Here is a 15,378-nt window from a genome sequence, read left to right as displayed (position 1 = left end):
ACGAAGGATCACGTTGTCAGGCACCGGCGCCGTCCTGACCGCCGGTTAGGGAACACAAACCAGAGCCAATATACCGACCTACACGGGTTTCCGCGCGGCCAATGTCTGGCCATTGGACACTTCGAAGCGCTTGCCCGCGATCTCGATGACCGCCTTCTCGCCCAGCCCTTCGACGAACACGGCGTCCAGGATCTGGGCACCCTCCTCGACGGTGAGCTTGGCCAGCGTGCGGGTGTTGAAGAACAGGGCCTCGGAACGCTCGCCGCTGATGATCACGCCCGTCAGCTTCCAGTCGTCGTAGGGGGCAAAGACCTGGGGCGGGGGCGCGGGCTGGGGCGTCGCGGGGGCCTGGGCGACCTCGACGGGGCGCACCGGTTCGACGCCCGGGGCGGGCGCGGGCGGGGCCTTGAAGACGTTCTTGCTCGCGACCGCGCGCCAGAGCGGCTCGTTAACGGCCGGGGGCTGCACGATGACAGGCTCGGGGCCGTCGCCGCCGGGCAGGTCCGGCAGGTAGAGCGTGGCAACGTCGAGCTTGAGCTCAAACTGGTTGCGCTCGCCGCCGACGGGCTTGATGGAGAAGCCGTCGACCCGATGCAGCCAGGACTGCGACTGGGCGGTGGCGACGACCTTGCAGACTTCCTCCAGCGTGCCGATGCCCTTGAGCGTGCCACGGATGGTCTGGAAGTCGGGCTGCTTGCGGATGTTCTGCTTGAGGGGTGTGGGGATGCCCTTGGTCGACAAGAGCGGGCTGGTGGTGGACTGGGGCTGGCCGTGGTCGACGACGACCTTGGTCAGGCCTTCCTGCTCGCCCAGGCGCGAGAGGCCGGTGCGGAACCGGTGCTCGACCTGATCCTGCTTGCCGCCCAGGGTGGCGGTGCGGAGGGCCTTGGCGCGGTCGTGGAGCTCAACCTGAGCGCGGAGCGTCCGCTTCATCGTGTCGATGTTCGCGCTGGTCTGGTCGATTTGCTCTTGGAGGTCGCGGCGTGGCGCGGCGTAGATGGAGTGGAAGCCCCAGTAGCCGATCCCTGCCATGAGGGCCGCGCCGACGAGGAGCTGGATGCGGGCGGTGCTCATGGCTTCACCCCCGTGGCGGCATCGGCGGTCTTGTTCTCAGGCTTCGCTTCAGGTTTTACCTCGGGCGTCGCGGCTTTCTTCGGTGCGGGCTTTTGCTTCTCAGGCGGCGGTGGCGGCAGCTCCGGGCGGGGCAGGTGCGTGGCGAGCTCAATGGCGTAGCGGTCGGGCACGTCGGGGCCGCGGGATTCGACGGTGTAGATCTTGTCCGAGAGGATGCGCTCGCGGAGGCCCGCGGCGATGGTGCGGTTGTCCACCTTGCCGTCGAGGTTGAACACGGTCTGTACGCGGGTGGTCCACTCGCCGCCGGGGTACTGCGACTTGCCCTTGGGGTCGTAGAAGGTGGAAGCGAGGAACTTGCCGTTGATCTCGTCGGTCGTCGAGTCGTGCGGGCTGGGCAGCGTCTCGCTCAGCTTGTGGATGTGCGGCAGCCAGTCCACGCGGGCGTTCTTCCACTGCTCGATGTGGTTCACGCGGGCGTGGAGGGCGAGGTACTGGTCGAGGTTCCTCTTGAGGCGGCCCTCTTCGGCGCGGAGCGTGTCGAGCTTGGCCTGCATGGAGCCCAGGGACTTCTTGGAGGCGACCAGGCCGAAGCCGCCGACCACGATGAGCACGAGCGCGGCCGCGAGGACGCCCTGGCGGCGGCGAGCGGCGAGGTCGGGGGCCTTCCGCGGGTTGGCGAAGTCCAGGCCGGGCTTGCCGACGACGCCTTCGATGAGCAGCCCAGCGAGCGCGGCCATGGTGCCACGCTCAGCCTCTGGTACGTTGCAGGAGCGGGCTGCCAACGAGGGGAGCGGGACCATCTCGCCCGGGACGCCCAGGCCCTTGCCGCAGGCGGAGGCAACCTCGCGGGCGAGCTCGCCGTCGCCAAGCACGGCAACCAGATCGACCTCGAGCCCGGGCGTTGCGGAGCGGTAGCTCATCCACGTGCGCTTGGCCTCGACGGCGAGGCGCTGGACGAAGGCCTCGTACTCAGAGGCGCTCTCCGGGCGGGGCAGCTCGGCCACGCGGGCGAGCATCATCTGGCCGTCTTCGACGATGACGAACTCGGTGGTGGTGGCGCCCACGGCGATGCCAAGGACAGGGCCGGACCGGCGCTGGGAGAGCTCGGCGAGCAGGGCCGCGGCGCCGGAGCAGCGAAGGCCGATGCGCTTGAGCTTGCAGCCCGCGGCGGCGGCGACGTCACGGGCCCACTGCACGCGGTGGCCGGGCATCGCGCCGGCGATGACGCCGATGGTGCCTTGAGCGCGGCCCGGCATGATCATGTAGTCGATGGCCGTGCCATCCATGGACATCGTGAGCTGACGGACCATCTGGAGGCGGACAGCGCCGGCGATGGAGGCCTCGTTCAGGTCGTCGCTGGCGGGCAGCGTGAGGGGTTTCAAGACCACGTCGTTGCGGGCCATCGCGAGGATGACGCGGGAACGCGGGATCCCGGCGTCCTTGAGTTCCTTGCCCAGCCACTCGCCCACAGCCTTGGCGTTGTCAGGCGCCACGGACTCCGGGCGCGTGGCGGTGTGCCAGCGGGCGATGTCGACGCCGCCCGCGGTGACGTTGGCAGACAGGGCGCTGAGGCGTGCCCCGTCGAGCTCGATGATGGTGACTTCCCTGGACCCCATACCCCTACTCCTTCCTGCCCCGCCAGCGGCCGATCCGCCGGTCCTTCGAGGTTGGCGGGGGAGAGCCCCCGCCGCTGCCATCCCCAGCTGTCTCCGTTCCCTGATCATCTGCGGGCGGTGACGCGGAGTCTTCTGACCCCGTGCCGCCGGCGGGCTTGCTGCTGCCGCCGAGGTTGAGGCCGCCGTCAACCTTGAGCGTGTTCCGCTTCATCGACCCGACGCTGGCGTCGGCCTTTGACTTCGTGCGGTCCGATGGCTGAACGGGCGGAACGTCCGATACCGCCCCCCCATTGCCGCCCACGCCGGAATCGGCGGGGGTGGACGCGATCATTGTTTCCTGCGCCTGCTCGTTGGCCAGCGCCTGGCGGGCAAGCCCCGGCAGGTGCGTGACATCGCGAAGGTAGGCCACCCGCGGGCGGGCGTCGGAGACATCGATGACCGCCTCCCACACCATACCCGGCGGGTCAAGCGTGTCGTCATCGGCTTCCAGGGTGGAGCCCAGGCGCGGCTCACGGGCGGCGGCGGTGCGCAGGCGGGCCTCCACCCGCACGCGCCACTGGAGCGAGCGGGTGGTTAGCCAGGGCGCGGCCTTCTCGAACTGCTCGGGCGTGAGCGCCCCCTGCGTGAGTGGCCAGGTGAGCTTCGCGCGCTCGGTGGACCCGACGCGGGCGCGGGCATCGACGATCTTCTCGGCGGCGGGCCGGTCCAGGCCCGGGATCGCGGCGAGGACCTCGACAGGCGCGAGGTTCACGTCGATGCGGCCGCGGTTGTACTGCTCGTCGGTCGTGGTGATAACGGCTAGGATGCCGTCCCAGTCCTTGTCGGGGATGTTGTTGCGGCGGAGAACCGCGATGAGTGCGGAGTCGCTGGCGAGCTTCCCGGCCTTGCTCAGGATGGGCTCAAGGGTTTTGAGGAGCTCGGGGAAGCGGGCGGTGAGGTCGGTCTTGATCTCCTCGGACCAGCCGCCGGAGAGGTTGACCTTGGGCTGATCGTCGGGGGCGAGGTTGGGGTCGAAGGCGAAGGTGGTGGTGAGGGCGAGCAGGCCGCGGGGGGCGGGGGTGGCGGTGCGGGCGGTGGCGTCGTCGGGGACGTCGAGGAGGATGGAGGCGGGTAGGCCCTGGACGCGGGCGAGCTCTTCGGGGGCGCCGAACTCGCGCCCCCGGGCGGCGAGGACCTTGCCGGCGAGCTCATCGGAAAGGCCGGGGAGCTTGGCGAGCATGGGGGCGGTGGCGGTGTTGAGGTCGAGCTTGGCGGACTCGCTCACGGAGGTTGCCGCGTCGGGCTGGCTGGGGTCGAGTGGGGAGAGGCGGATGTCGCCGGAGGTGGAGCCCTCGAAGAGCGACCATTCGGTCGTGAGCGCGGGGGCCTCGGCGCGGAGGAGGGCGTCGCGCTGGCTCGCGAGCTGGGCCATGGCGCCCTGCACGCCCGACCACGCGACGGCGCGGAGCTGGGCCTGCTGGAGCGTAAGGGTCGCGCTGCCGCGCTGGGCGTCGGCGGTATAGAGCACGGACGTGCCCACCAGCGCGGCGATGACGATGATGAGCATGACGGCGAGGAGGACGGCGGCGCGCCGGGCCTTGTTAGCGAGCGTTTGGTGTGAGCTTGCGGCGCGGGTCATGAGGCGCCCGCCTTCCACGCGGCGACGGGGCCGTCGGGCACGACCATGGTGCGGGTGCGGTCGGGGGCGCGGGGGGCCTCGTCTGGGGCGGGCGCGCCTTCGTCGCCGGCGGGCGCGGCTTCGCCGAACCAGAGCGACGCCTCGATCGCGACGGGCAGCTCGCCGGTGCGGGCGCTGTCGAATGACTCAAGCCATTCCGTGCCGTCGAAGTAGCGGAGCTGGAGGCGCTCGACGCCGTCGGCCACTGTCTCGAAGCTGCCGGGGGATTGGGAGAGGCGGCGTGCGGTGAGCGTGCCGCCGCTGAAGCGCAGCTCGCAGCCTTGGAGATCGGTGAGGTCGGCGCCGCGGGAGAGGAGGTTGGTCCCGCGGCAGCGGACGGTGAGCGAGGTCTCGTCGCCCTTGACGCCGGCGGTGCCGGAGGCGTCGGAGGCGAAGGTGGTGGCGAGGTCGTGCTCGAGCTGCTCGAAGATCGAGGCCGCGGCGGACTGCTGGGCGGCGGCCTTGGTAAGCGTGTCGCGGCGCTCGAGCAGCGAATAGAGGTAGGAGAGGAGCGAGCCGCTGAGGAAGAGGATGAGGGAGAGGGCGATAAGGACTTCGATGAGCGTGAACGCGCGGCGGGAGTGTGCTTGGCTCAACTTGCACCTCCCTCGGTGAGGCGCACGAGCTGGTGCAGGGTGTAGGAGACGAGTTCGTCTTCGGAGCCGGGGTCTTGACGGAAGGCGCGGACGCTGACCTTCGTGAGGCCGTCGAACTGGCTGGGCTCGGTGGTGATCTCCAGGTTCCAGCCGCTCTCGTCGGGCAGGTCATCATCGAAGGTGGCGTCCATGGCGTCGCGCCACTGCGGGACGGGGCCGTTGAGGGTCTCGGGCGAGGCGATGCCGGCCTCGATCTGGGCCATCGCGCTGCGGGCGACGTCCACGGCAATCTCGTAGTCGCGAGTGTCGGCCACCGATGACGCGGCGCGGTCCATCATGCCCATAATCGTCAGCCCCGCGGCCACGAACAAGGCGAGGGCGAGCACGCACTCGAGCAGGATGGCACCCCTCCCCCACCGCCGGCGTGCTCGGTTGGTCAGTGCCGTCCTCGACATGCGAACTCCAGCGCGTGAGCGGCGAACGCCGTCACGGGTCCATCGACACGTCGGGCCTGCGCGTGTCGTCGTTGTCGGTGGTGTCATTGGCCGCGGTGGTCTCCGCGGGCTCGTCGCCGGAGGTCTCGGGCTCGCCGCCCTCGTCATCGGCCTGGGCGACGGTGGCGGCGGTCTCGGCGGGCTCCTCGGACACGGTGACGGTGCCGGTGAAGGAGTTGACCTTGGCGCCGGCGACGCGACCGCCGGGGCCCTTGACCTTGATGGGGGCCTGCGCGGTGGCCGCGCCGTTGGCCCAGTAAATGATGAGTGACTGGGTGGCCTCGTCGACCGGGTCGATGCTGACCTCCTGGTCGGGCGCGGGCTCGATCACGTCAGCGCCATCCACGTCAGCATGGATGGAGATGCCCTTGGGCATCACCATGAGCACGCGGGAGTCAACCTCGAGCGTGGTGCCTGCGGGGGCCTCGGCGGCGTCGCCCAGCGGCACGCTCACGATCGACTGCGTGCCGTCCTGGTTCGTCGTCGCGACCACCGCCACGGGCTTGCCGGTGCGGCGGGCCTCCGCGCGGCAGACGGAGGCGACCGACGAGAGCTGATCGCAGGCGGTGCGGAAGCGCGTGGAGTCGTTCATCGAGTCCATCGACGGCATCACCAGGGCGGCGATGACCACCAGGACCGCGATGCAGATCATCAGTTCGATGAGCGTGAACCCGCGCTTCATGACCGAGCCTCCATTCCGAGCCCGCCCGCCGCTGCCGCCACCCCTGCGTTCACTCACTCAGACACCGCCGACGGGGGTTTAGTTCCCGCCGCCGGAGCCGCTGCCGCTACTTGACGAGGAGCTGCTCCCACTATCGGCCGTTGTGCCGCTGTCGGTCTCAGTCTCCCAGGAAACGATGTCGTCGTCGGTGCCCTCCTGACGGTCGGGCCCGTAAGACCACAGGTCGAACTGGGACTCGTCGCCGTGCTCGCTGACCTGCCGGTAGCCCCACTCGTTGCCCCACTTGTCCTTGGGGACGGGCTTCTCGAGGAGCTTCTTCCAGGTCTTGAGGTCGTTCTCCTCGGTCATCTTCTCTTTGTCCCACAGGACGGCGATGCCCTCGGCGTCGGTGGGCCAGCGGTTGTGGCGGAAGCGGAACTGCTTGAGGGCCTCGCCGATCTGGTCCATCTGGATCTTGGCGAGGTTGACGTCGGCCTCCTCCTTCGTGCCCATGAGGTTCCAGGCGACCAGGCCGCCCAGGGCCAGGACGATCAGGATGACGATCATGACCTCGATGAGGGTGAAGGCGCGGCGGAGCCCGCGAGTGGACCTGAGGCTCCGGAAACGGGTGCTAACAGCCTGACGCTCCATCAGTTGAATCTCCGCTGGCTGACTTACGCCGCGCCTCGTGCCCGGCGGGGCCGCGAGTGTACCGCAAACCGCACGGGGAACAACGCCCGATCGGGCGCCCGCGTGAGGTTAGTGTTCATAATACTGCCGGGGCCCGGGGCGCGCTCGGGAATTTGAAGAAGATTCCGGGTGGGAGATGAAAGGTTTGGGTACCCCGCCGCTCCGCGGCGGCTCCTCTGCGGGTGGTTCGTCCAACGAGAAGAGCCGCCGCGGAGCGGCGGGGTACCCACAGAAGCTATCCGAGCGAGCTGCTCAGCTTGCTCATGGGGATGAGGACGGCCGCGGCGACCATGCCGACCACGCCCGCCATGCCCAGCAGCAGCAACGGCTCGATGAGACGGACGGCGGCCGCGAGCATGCGGTCCAGGCGCGTCTCGATCGACTCACCCACCTTGAGCAGCACGGCGTCGAGGTTGTTGGCCGACTCCCCCACCGCGATCATCTCGATCACGTCGTCGTCCAGCAGCCCAGACTCCGCGAGGGGTTGAGCCAGGGGGCGGCCGGCCTGCACCTCTTCCGCCGCCTTCTCGATGGCGCGGGTGAGCAGGATGTTGCCGGTGCCGTCCTTGGCGATTTTGAGCGCCGCGAGCATGGGCACGCCGTTGGCGAGCATGGTGCCGAGCAGCTGGCAGAAGCGGGCGGTGGCGAAGCCGCGGGTGAGCGGGCCGATGACCCACATCCGTGTCCGCATGCGTTCGAGGCGCTCGCGGACATCCTCTCGCTGGAGGGCGCGCCACACGCCGAAGGCCCCCACCGCGAGGGTTGCGGCGGTGACGAGGCCGTACTTGCCGATGAGGTCGCTGATGGCGAAGACGATGCGGGTGAGCACCGGCAGCCCGCCCTTCAAGTTGGCGAACATGGGGCGGAACTGGGGGATGAAGAAGCCGAAGATGGCCACGCCCACGCCCGCGCCCAGCAGGATGAGCAGCATGGGGTACACCATGTTGCCGATCACCTTGCTGCGCAGCTCCGCCTGCTTGATCACAAGCACGCCCAGCCGCTCGAGCACGTCCTCGAGGAAGCCGCCCTTCTCGCCGGCGCGGACCATGGCCACGTGCACGGGCGGGAAGACGGTGGGCATGAGGGACATCGCTGCCCCCAGGTCCGAGCCCTTCTCCACGCCCTCGGCCAGATCCTTGAACACGGCCGCGAGCGTGGGGTTGCTGCGGCGGCTGGCCAGCAGTTTCAACCCCCGCAGCAGGGGCACGCCCGCGCGGATGAGGTCCGCCAGCTGCGTGTAGCTGGTGCCCAGGGCGCGGTCGGCGACCTTGCGTTTTTTGGAAAAGCCGAGCACCGCTCCGGGGCCGGACTGCTCCTGGATGGAGACGGGCACCAGGCGGCGGGTCTCGAGCTCCGCAAGCACCGCCTGCTCGCTGGCGCCCGCGAGGACGCCCGCGACCTTCTTCCCGCCGGACGAAAGGGCCTGGTACTCGAAAGTGGGCACGGGGGGAGTGTAGTGGGAAGTGGCGGAATGAAGGAGTGGAGGAGAAGAGGAGCGGCGGGCGCCCGCACGGGGGAGCGCCTGAGCGCAAGGCGTGCGGCCCCGATAAAACCGCCGCACATGGGGCCCGGGAGCGGTTGTCGGGTTCCGTGGGCCCGCCCACAACGATTGTTCAGCCTTCCACAGCCGTTGTTGAGCCTTCTACAACCGTTGTTGTGGCTTAACCAGCGGCTGTTGAGGCCTCAACAACCGTTGTCGTGGCTTGTACAACGGTTGTCGTGGCTTAACCTGCGGCTGTTGAGGCCTCAACAGCCGTTGTCGTGGCTTGTACAACGGTTGTCATGGCTTAACCTGCGGCTGTTTGCGGCCCCCGAAACACCGCGCCACCCGACTCCTGGACCTGCAGGTCCATCTCGCTCAAGCCGCGGGCGGACTCCGCCGATAACCGGGATCACCGCGCTCACTGCTTCACTTCGAGCAGCTCGTCAACCTTCTTGATCAGCCCCGGCTCCAGCTGCGCGGTGCCGACGTAGGTCTTCTCCGCATCGAAGCGGGCGACGACGTTGCCGCTGCGGTCAACCACGAACTTGGTGAAGTTCCACTTCGGCTCGCCGCCGATCGGCTTGGGCTGGGCCGCGAGCTGGGTGTAGAGCGGGTGCTTGTTCTCGCCCTTGACGGTCACCTTGCTGAACATGGGGAAGGTGACCTTGAACTTGGTCTCGCAGAACTCCTTGATCTCGGCCTCGCTGCCGGGCTCCTGCTTGCCGAAGTCGTTGGCGGGGAAGGCGAGCACGACCAGGCCCTTGTCCTTGCGGGAGTCGTACAGCTCCTGCAGCCCCTCGTACTGGGCGGTGAACCCGCAGCGGCTGGCGACGTTGACGATGACGACCACCTTGCCCTTGTAGGTGGAGAGGTCGACGTCCTTGCCGCTGATGTCCTTGACGGTGTGGTTGAGCACGTAGGGCGACACGGTGTTCTCCGGTTTCTTGCTCTTGTCCTCGGGCTTCTCCGTGAACACGTCCACACCCTTGCCGTCGGGCGCGACCTCGGGCCTCGTTCGATCCTCTGGCTTCCCGGAATCGTCCCGCGCGGGGTGCGGCTTGCGCTCCGGCTTCACGGCGGGCGGTGCGGGTTCCTCGGTTGGCTTCGTCTGCGGCGGCGTCGCGGGCTGCGCCGGCTTGTCGCCCGGCGGCGCGGGCGGAGGCCCGGGCGTCGGCTGGGCGACGGCCCCCGAACCGGCGGTCAGGATCACGCACACGAACCCGGCGAGGGCCAGGCTGGTCAGGGGACGTCCGGATGTGGTGGGCATAAAGCACGCCGCGGGCCTCTCGGCTCGCGGCGGCAGCAGTCAGTGAAGACTTAGTTGGCCGGGGCCGGAGCCGGGGTCGTGTTGGTCGGCGCGGGCGGCGGGGTGGTGTTGGAGGGTGCCGGCGTGGTATTGGTGGGCTTGGCCGGGGTGGTCGTGTTGTTGGCGGGCTTCTTCTCGCAGCCAACCGCGAACACACCGATCATCGCCACCAGGGCCAGCATCGCAACGCTCTTCATGTTCCGTTCTCCTTGTTTGGGGCCTCGCGGCCCACGAGATGCAAGACACAGGGGTTCACACGGCCCGTCTTGTTGGGGGAAGTCTATACAGTCTTTCAATGCTGCGTCTGACCCGAGCCGTGCGAGTCGCGATCAACCCCCCGGGCGCCCAGATTCCCCAGAGCCCCAACGGCTTCGCGGGAGCGCCGTCAATGGTGGGACTGGGGCGTCACTACGAGTTCCTGGTGTCATGCCGCGGCGAGGTGGACGGGGCCTCCGGTTACTTGATTGACATCAAGGCCGTGGATAAGTCCGTCAGGCGGGCGGTGTTACCAATGGTCGAAGAGGCGTGCGCAAACAATGCGCTGGTGGACCCACTGGCCCTGCTTGCGCGGGCGCTGCCGGGGCTGGAGCGCGAGATCGTGGAGGAGGCGAGGCGGGGGCCCAATGGGACGGTGCGGCTGGAGTCGGTGCGGTGGATGCTCAGCCCCACCTATTCTGTGGAAATGCTCACGAGGGACGGACAGGTTGGGGCTGTGGGGCTGCTGCGGCAGCGGTTCGACTTCGCGGCCGCGCACCGGCTGAACGTGCCCACACTGAGCCCGGAGAAGAACCGCGAGCTGTTCGGCAAGTGCAACAACCCCAGCGGGCATGGCCATAACTACCAGTTCGAAGCGTGCGTGGAGGTGCCGGTCGGGGACGCGGCGGGGGTGGGGTTTGACCTGCAGACGCTCGAGCGCGTGGCACAGCGGGCGATCATCGACCGCTTCGACCACAAGCACCTCAACGTGGACACGGAGGAGTTCTGCGTGGAGCGCGGGGGCGTAAACCCGTCGGTCGAGAACATCGCCAAGGTGTTCTTCGGGCTGCTGCGCGAGGCCGTGGCGGCGGAGGCGCGCGGGGTCGCGCTGCGGCAAATCACGGTGTGGGAGACGGACCGCACCAGCGCGACGTACCCGGCGTGAGGACTTTCCTCTCGCGGAGTTCGCGGAGGCGCGGAGGAATGCGAGAACCGGTGGCCGGGGCCTGACTGCTCGCACGAGTTCTCGTCTTTGCACTTCTCTGCGTGCCGCGCGCCTCCGCGAGAGGAAACTTTTTCTTCCCATGAGGGTTCACGCGGCGGGGGTCGGGCGGTAGAGTTGCGACGCCTGGGGGCAGGCCGGCTTTTCAAGCCACGTGGGTTTGGTTTCGCTCTGACAGCACCGTGAAGCCCCAGCCACTCCAACCCGATGTCCGTGACCTCATCCTCGAGCGGATCGAGTCAGTGGCGCAGCTCGAGGTGCTGCTGCTGCTGCTTCGGGACCCCGCGAAGGTGTGGACCAGCCACAGCCTCGCGAAGGAGCTGCGCGTGACCGAGCCGTGGACCAACTCGCAGCTGCAGCTGCTGAGCCAGTACCACCTGGCGGTCAAGGTTTCTGGGGTGTCCGGCGGTTACCGCTACGGCGCCGACCCGGTGACGCACGCGACGGTGCAGGACCTTGCCCGGGCCTACCAGTCGCACCCGGTCGCGGTCGTCACGCTGATCTACACAAAGCCCAACCGGGCGCTGCAGAGTTTCTCGGATGCGTTCAGGCTGCGGAAGGAGCCGCCGCCGAGCGGGCCGCCCCAGCAGGGGCCGGACGCCGGATCGGATCAGGACGAGAAGGGAGGGCAGCCTCATGGTTGAGTTCCTGCCGCACGTGGTGTACGTGTTGTGCGCGCTCACGGCGATGATGTGCGCGGTACTGCTGGCGCGGGCGTACTTGAAGAGTCAATCGCGACTGCTGCTGTTCAGCGCGCTGTGCTTCACGGCCCTGGCGCTCAACAGCATCCTCCTGGTGGTGGACCGCATTGTGCTGCCGACAGAGGTCGATCTGCGGGCGTGGCGTATCGGGGTGGCGACCGTCGGGCTGGTGGTGATGCTGGGGGCGCTGATCACGTCCAAGGACCGGGAGGGCTGATGGGGCAGTACATCCACTTCATGCTGGGGATCGCGGTGGCCTGCTCCACGGCCATCGGGCTGTACTTTTTCCGATTCTGGTCGGGCACGCGCGACAGGCTCTTCATGATCTTCGCGATGGCCTTCTGGCTGATGGCACTGGGGTGGCTGGCGCAGGCGGTGATCACCACGCCGGAGAAGACGGGGCCCACCGACGAGACGACCTTCTACGTCTACATCCCGCGCCTGCTGGCCTTCGCGTGCATCATCTGGGGCATCTGGGACAAGAACCGCGCGGCGGAGCGTGCGGCAAAGGGCCAGCACGCAGGAACGTGAGGCTTCTCGGACGCGCGGATCGGCGGCACACCGTCGCACCGGCACCGCCGGTTCCGGGGTTGACGCGGGACGTACACTGATCACCGATGGCCCTGGGCACCTACCTCGTTGAACGCGGCGTACTCACCCGCCCGGACCTGGACCGGGCCGTGGCCGAGCAGCGCGCCAGCGGCGAGCGGCTGGACCGCGTGCTGGTGCGCCTGGGGATGGCGAGCCGTTCGCAGGTGCTCGCGGCCGTGGGCGAGCAGTTCCACCTGCCGGTGGTCGACCTCGGGGCGACCGAGGTTGACGCGGGGGTCCTGGGGGCGCTGCCGAGCAAGCTGGTGTTCAAGCAGCGGTGCGTGCCGATCCGCAAGGAGAACGGCACGCTGACGGTGGCCACGTGCGACCCTTCCGACTTTTCGGTTGTCGATGAGCTGCGGCTGCTGACGGGCGCGTCCATCGAACTCGTGCTCGCCGACGAGGAGGAGCTGACGCGGTTCATCCGCGCCCACTACGGCGTCGGCGGCGACACGCTGGACGCGATGGACCGGGCGGCGGGGACCATCGAGGCCAAGCCCGACGCCGAGGGCGCGGACATCGAGCAGGCGCAGGAGGCGAGCGTCATCAAGCTCGTCAACGACCTGCTGACCGAGGCGATCGGCGAGCGGGCGACGGACATCCACATCGAGCCCTACGAGCACGAGCTGGTCATCCGCTACCGCATCGACGGCGTGCTGCAGAAGGCGAACACGCCCCCGACGATCCACCGCTTTGCGCTGGCGATCATCAGCCGCCTCAAGATCATGGCGAACCTGAACATCGCCGAGAAGCGGAAGCCCCAGGACGGCCGCATCACGTTCAAGACGCGGGTCGCGGGTCAGCCGCCGCAGGAGTTTGATCTGCGCGTGAGCGTCATCCCGATGCTCTTCGGCGAGGGCGTGGTGCTGCGCGTGCTGAGCAAAACTGCGGTGCTGATGTCGCTGGATGACCTCGGCATGCCCGCGGGCGTGCGCGACCGCTGGGACCGGCTCATCAACCGGCCCCACGGGATCCTGCTGGTCACCGGGCCGACAGGCAGCGGGAAGTCGACGACGCTGTACGCCTCGCTCAACCGCATCGTGAGCGAGGAGATCAAGGTCATCACCGTCGAGGACCCGGTGGAGTACCACATCTCCGGGATCAACCAGATCCAGGTGAACCACAAGGTGGGGTTGGACTTCGCGAGCGGGCTGCGGTCGATCCTGCGGCATGACCCTGACGTCGTGATGATCGGTGAGATCCGAGACAAGGAGACGGCGGAGACGGCCGTGCAGGCGTCGCTCACGGGTCACCTGGTGTTCTCGACGCTGCACACCAACGACTCGGCGGGGTCGATGACGCGGTTGCTCGACATGGGCGTGGAGCCGTTCCTGGTGTCGTCCTCGCTCGAGGGCGTGATGGCGCAACGGCTGGTGCGGCGGGTGTGCAAGCTGTGCGCCGAGCCGTACACCCCCACCGCCATCGAGCGGGCGGAGTTCCCGCGCGAGTTCGCGCTTGCCGACGGGCAGACGCTGGTGCGGGGCAAGGGGTGCCGCAACTGCCGCAACACCGGCTACCGCGGGCGGCTGGGCGTGTACGAGCTGCTCACCGTGAGCGACGAGGTGCGGGCGATGGTGATGGAGCGGGTGAACGGCCCGCGGATCGCCGCGAAGGCCCGGGCCGACGGGGATCTCGCGACGCTGCTCGATGACGGCTTCGCGAAGGTGAAGCAGGGTGTGACGACGTTGCATGAGGTAGCGTCGGCGCTGAGCGGGTAAGAACCGCAACCGTGAGGGAGCGGTACGCGACGCCTCGCCGCGTGGTATCCGGCGGCCAAGACAGCACAGCCGCGGGGCGCGGCTGTCCCCTCCCTGACGGTCGGGGTTCCTATCAGTCGGGCTTCTTATCCCTCGGGCGGGAGCGCGTCGGCGATCCAGCGGGCCGCGTCGAGGGCGGGCTGCTGGAAGTACACGCGGTAGATGCCGCCGACGCGGAGCACGAGCGCGGGCTTGGGGTCCGGGCGCGGCGTGCCCTTGTCCGCTGGCGGCGACACCGAAGCGATACCGACGCCGATGTCCTCGCCAGCGCCCGTGGCGTCGACCTTGAGGCGCGCGACCACGGTCGTTCCCTGCGGGGCCTCGCGCCCGATCGCCTCCGCGGGCAGCTCGCACAGCGTGCGGAGCAGGTACTCGATGCCGGCGGATTCGGTGGGCGAGGGGCCGCGGAGGATCGAGCCCGGCGGGCGGATGCGCCACTCCTCCAGGTAGCGCTCAATCTGAACGCTGCGGTCGGGCACCGCCGCGGGGGGACGCTCATCCTTGAGGGCGTTGTCGTCGCGGTAGATGGTCAGGCGGGCGACATCGGCGGCGGCGGTCTGCACCGAGAGGCGGGAGAGGTACTGCGTGCTCTCGGCGGAGAGGGCATCGAGGCTTTCGCGGGGGATGGCCGCGAGGACCGGGCCCCACGCGGGGGTGACGGAGCGCGTGGCGGGGTCGAGCCACTCGGCGCGCAGGCTCGCGTAGTGGAGCTTGCCGGAGGGGTCGACGGGGCCGCCAACCTTCAGCTGCTGCAGGAGCGTGCGGCGCTGCACGTCGCCGTTCACCACGGTGCGGAAGTCGGTCTCGGTGTCGATGAGTGCCTCGGGCGCGGCGAGGCCGAGCGCGTCGTCATTCCCGGGCGGCTGATCGATGAACCGGGAGAGCGTGATGCGCGGGAGCTGGCCGGCGAGCTGCTGGCAGCGCTCCTGGTCGGCGGGCGCGGCGACGGGCACCTGCATTCCCCACCGCCCGGCGTTGCGGGCCAGAATGATCTGGCGGCCGATGGTCTGGAGGCGGATGCGGGAGAAGTCACCGGTGTTGAAGGCCGCGGCTTCGCGCCAGGCGCGGACGCCGTCTTTCTCAAAGAGGCGGGCGATCTGGGCGTCGACGCTGCGGTAAACGTCGGGCTCACCGTGCACACGGACGATCGCGCGCCCGCCGAGCACGCCGGAAGAGATCGACATCGTGCGGTCGGTGCTGCCCGTGCGGAAGGTGACCGTGGCCCCGTCGGTCGCGCCCTTCTCCGTCGCGGGCGCACTGTCGACATCGCGGAGGAGCGTGGCCATGGCGCCCACGCGCCGCGCGCTCACGGGCCAGGCGCTGCTGCCCTGGCGGAGCAGCCAGAGGTCCGTCATAGCGGTCTTCTCGAGCAATGCCTGCTGGTTGTCGTTCCAGCGGATGGTGATGGTGTCGATCGTCGCGGGGTCGAGCTGGGCGAGCCAGGTGCGCTGCTCGGGCGCGGCCTCGGGGCGGGGGCGGAGCGCGAAGAACGCACCGCCACCGATGGCGAGGGCGAGCAGGAGCATGACGATGGCGGCGCGGGTGTTCACGCGT

16 protein-coding genes are annotated in these 15,378 nt (G+C 69.0%); 5 read left to right on the top strand and 11 right to left on the bottom strand.

Features of this window, described 5'->3' with window-relative positions:
* Positions 1-78 precede the first annotated feature (78 nt).
* The 10 genes from VD997_00700 to VD997_00655 all read right to left on the bottom strand — a co-directional run bounded on the left by VD997_00700 (position 79) and on the right by VD997_00655 (position 9,774).
* A complete protein-coding gene (locus VD997_00700) occupies positions 79-1,074 on the bottom strand; it encodes a hypothetical protein (GenBank protein HYE60487.1) in 996 nt (331 codons plus the stop codon).
* Positions 1,071-2,690, bottom strand: a complete 1,620-nt coding sequence (locus VD997_00695; protein ID HYE60486.1) for a hypothetical protein — start codon at positions 2,688-2,690, stop codon at positions 1,071-1,073. Before VD997_00695 ends, VD997_00700 begins: the two co-directional genes overlap by 4 nt.
* Before the next feature lie 4 nt (positions 2,691-2,694).
* Entirely contained in the window at positions 2,695-4,308 is a 1,614-nt protein-coding gene (locus VD997_00690; GenBank protein HYE60485.1) for a helix-hairpin-helix domain-containing protein, read from the bottom strand.
* Entirely contained in the window at positions 4,305-4,943 is a 639-nt protein-coding gene (locus VD997_00685) for a prepilin-type N-terminal cleavage/methylation domain-containing protein (GenBank protein ID HYE60484.1), read from the bottom strand. Before VD997_00685 ends, VD997_00690 begins: the two co-directional genes overlap by 4 nt.
* Positions 4,940-5,398: a hypothetical protein gene (locus tag VD997_00680; GenBank protein ID HYE60483.1), complete on the bottom strand. Its 459-nt coding sequence runs from the start codon at positions 5,396-5,398 to the stop codon at positions 4,940-4,942. The genes VD997_00685 and VD997_00680 overlap by 4 nt, the downstream gene beginning before the upstream one ends.
* 31 nt (positions 5,399-5,429) lie before the next feature.
* Positions 5,430-6,119, bottom strand: coding sequence for a prepilin-type N-terminal cleavage/methylation domain-containing protein (locus tag VD997_00675; protein HYE60482.1), 690 nt, complete (start codon positions 6,117-6,119; stop codon positions 5,430-5,432).
* A gap of 78 nt (positions 6,120-6,197) precedes the next feature.
* Positions 6,198-6,749, bottom strand: a complete 552-nt coding sequence (gene gspG / locus VD997_00670) for a type II secretion system major pseudopilin GspG (protein HYE60481.1) — start codon at positions 6,747-6,749, stop codon at positions 6,198-6,200.
* A gap of 274 nt (positions 6,750-7,023) precedes the next feature.
* On the bottom strand, positions 7,024-8,232 hold the full coding sequence (locus VD997_00665) for a type II secretion system F family protein (protein ID HYE60480.1): 1,209 nt from the start codon (positions 8,230-8,232) through the stop codon (positions 7,024-7,026).
* Between the two features lie 457 nt (positions 8,233-8,689).
* A complete protein-coding gene (locus VD997_00660) occupies positions 8,690-9,187 on the bottom strand; it encodes a glutathione peroxidase (protein ID HYE60479.1) in 498 nt (165 codons plus the stop codon).
* A 401-nt stretch (positions 9,188-9,588) separates the two neighbouring features.
* On the bottom strand, positions 9,589-9,774 hold the full coding sequence (locus VD997_00655) for a hypothetical protein (protein HYE60478.1): 186 nt from the start codon (positions 9,772-9,774) through the stop codon (positions 9,589-9,591).
* 98 nt (positions 9,775-9,872) lie between these two features.
* Here VD997_00655 and VD997_00650 point away from each other — a divergent pair, with 98 nt between their 5' ends.
* The 5 genes from VD997_00650 to VD997_00630 all read left to right on the top strand — a co-directional run bounded on the left by VD997_00650 (position 9,873) and on the right by VD997_00630 (position 13,785).
* On the top strand, positions 9,873-10,718 hold the full coding sequence (locus tag VD997_00650; protein HYE60477.1) for a 6-carboxytetrahydropterin synthase: 846 nt from the start codon (positions 9,873-9,875) through the stop codon (positions 10,716-10,718).
* Between the two features lie 239 nt (positions 10,719-10,957).
* Positions 10,958-11,419, top strand: a complete 462-nt coding sequence (locus tag VD997_00645; protein HYE60476.1) for a hypothetical protein — start codon at positions 10,958-10,960, stop codon at positions 11,417-11,419.
* A complete protein-coding gene (locus VD997_00640) occupies positions 11,412-11,693 on the top strand; it encodes a DUF5985 family protein (protein HYE60475.1) in 282 nt (93 codons plus the stop codon). Before VD997_00645 ends, VD997_00640 begins: the two co-directional genes overlap by 8 nt.
* Positions 11,693-12,007, top strand: coding sequence for a DUF5985 family protein (locus VD997_00635; GenBank protein ID HYE60474.1), 315 nt, complete (start codon positions 11,693-11,695; stop codon positions 12,005-12,007). The genes VD997_00640 and VD997_00635 overlap by 1 nt, the downstream gene beginning before the upstream one ends.
* 86 nt (positions 12,008-12,093) lie before the next feature.
* Positions 12,094-13,785 (top strand): ATPase, T2SS/T4P/T4SS family, encoded by a 1,692-nt coding sequence (locus VD997_00630; GenBank protein HYE60473.1) that lies wholly within the window; start codon positions 12,094-12,096, stop codon positions 13,783-13,785.
* Between the two features lie 125 nt (positions 13,786-13,910).
* On the opposite strand, the gene VD997_00625 is transcribed toward VD997_00630, so the two are convergent.
* A complete protein-coding gene (locus tag VD997_00625; protein ID HYE60472.1) occupies positions 13,911-15,374 on the bottom strand; it encodes a hypothetical protein in 1,464 nt (487 codons plus the stop codon).
* Between the last annotated feature and the right edge of the window lie 4 nt (positions 15,375-15,378).

The sequence above is a fragment of the Phycisphaerales bacterium genome, assembly GCA_035627955.1.
Lineage (GTDB): Bacteria > Planctomycetota > Phycisphaerae > Phycisphaerales > UBA1924 > JAEYTB01.
This window is presented reverse-complemented; position numbering and strand designations above follow the sequence as displayed.

Excerpts from the sequence above, each read along its gene's own strand:
- VD997_00700 (HYE60487.1), bottom strand. The coding sequence starts at position 1,074 with ATGAGCACCGCCCGCATCCAGCTCCTCGTCGGCGCGGCCCTCATGGCA.
- VD997_00695 (HYE60486.1), bottom strand. The coding sequence starts at position 2,690 with ATGGGGTCCAGGGAAGTCACCATCATCGAGCTCGACGGGGCACGCCTC.
- VD997_00690 (HYE60485.1), bottom strand. The coding sequence starts at position 4,308 with ATGACCCGCGCCGCAAGCTCACACCAAACGCTCGCTAACAAGGCCCGG.
- VD997_00680 (HYE60483.1), bottom strand. The coding sequence starts at position 5,398 with ATGTCGAGGACGGCACTGACCAACCGAGCACGCCGGCGGTGGGGGAGG.
- VD997_00675 (HYE60482.1), bottom strand. The coding sequence starts at position 6,119 with ATGAAGCGCGGGTTCACGCTCATCGAACTGATGATCTGCATCGCGGTC.
- gspG (HYE60481.1), bottom strand. The coding sequence starts at position 6,749 with ATGGAGCGTCAGGCTGTTAGCACCCGTTTCCGGAGCCTCAGGTCCACT.
- VD997_00655 (HYE60478.1), bottom strand. The coding sequence starts at position 9,774 with ATGAAGAGCGTTGCGATGCTGGCCCTGGTGGCGATGATCGGTGTGTTC.
- VD997_00650 (HYE60477.1), top strand. The coding sequence starts at position 9,873 with ATGCTGCGTCTGACCCGAGCCGTGCGAGTCGCGATCAACCCCCCGGGC.
- VD997_00640 (HYE60475.1), top strand. The coding sequence starts at position 11,412 with ATGGTTGAGTTCCTGCCGCACGTGGTGTACGTGTTGTGCGCGCTCACG.
- VD997_00635 (HYE60474.1), top strand. The coding sequence starts at position 11,693 with ATGGGGCAGTACATCCACTTCATGCTGGGGATCGCGGTGGCCTGCTCC.
- VD997_00630 (HYE60473.1), top strand. The coding sequence starts at position 12,094 with ATGGCCCTGGGCACCTACCTCGTTGAACGCGGCGTACTCACCCGCCCG.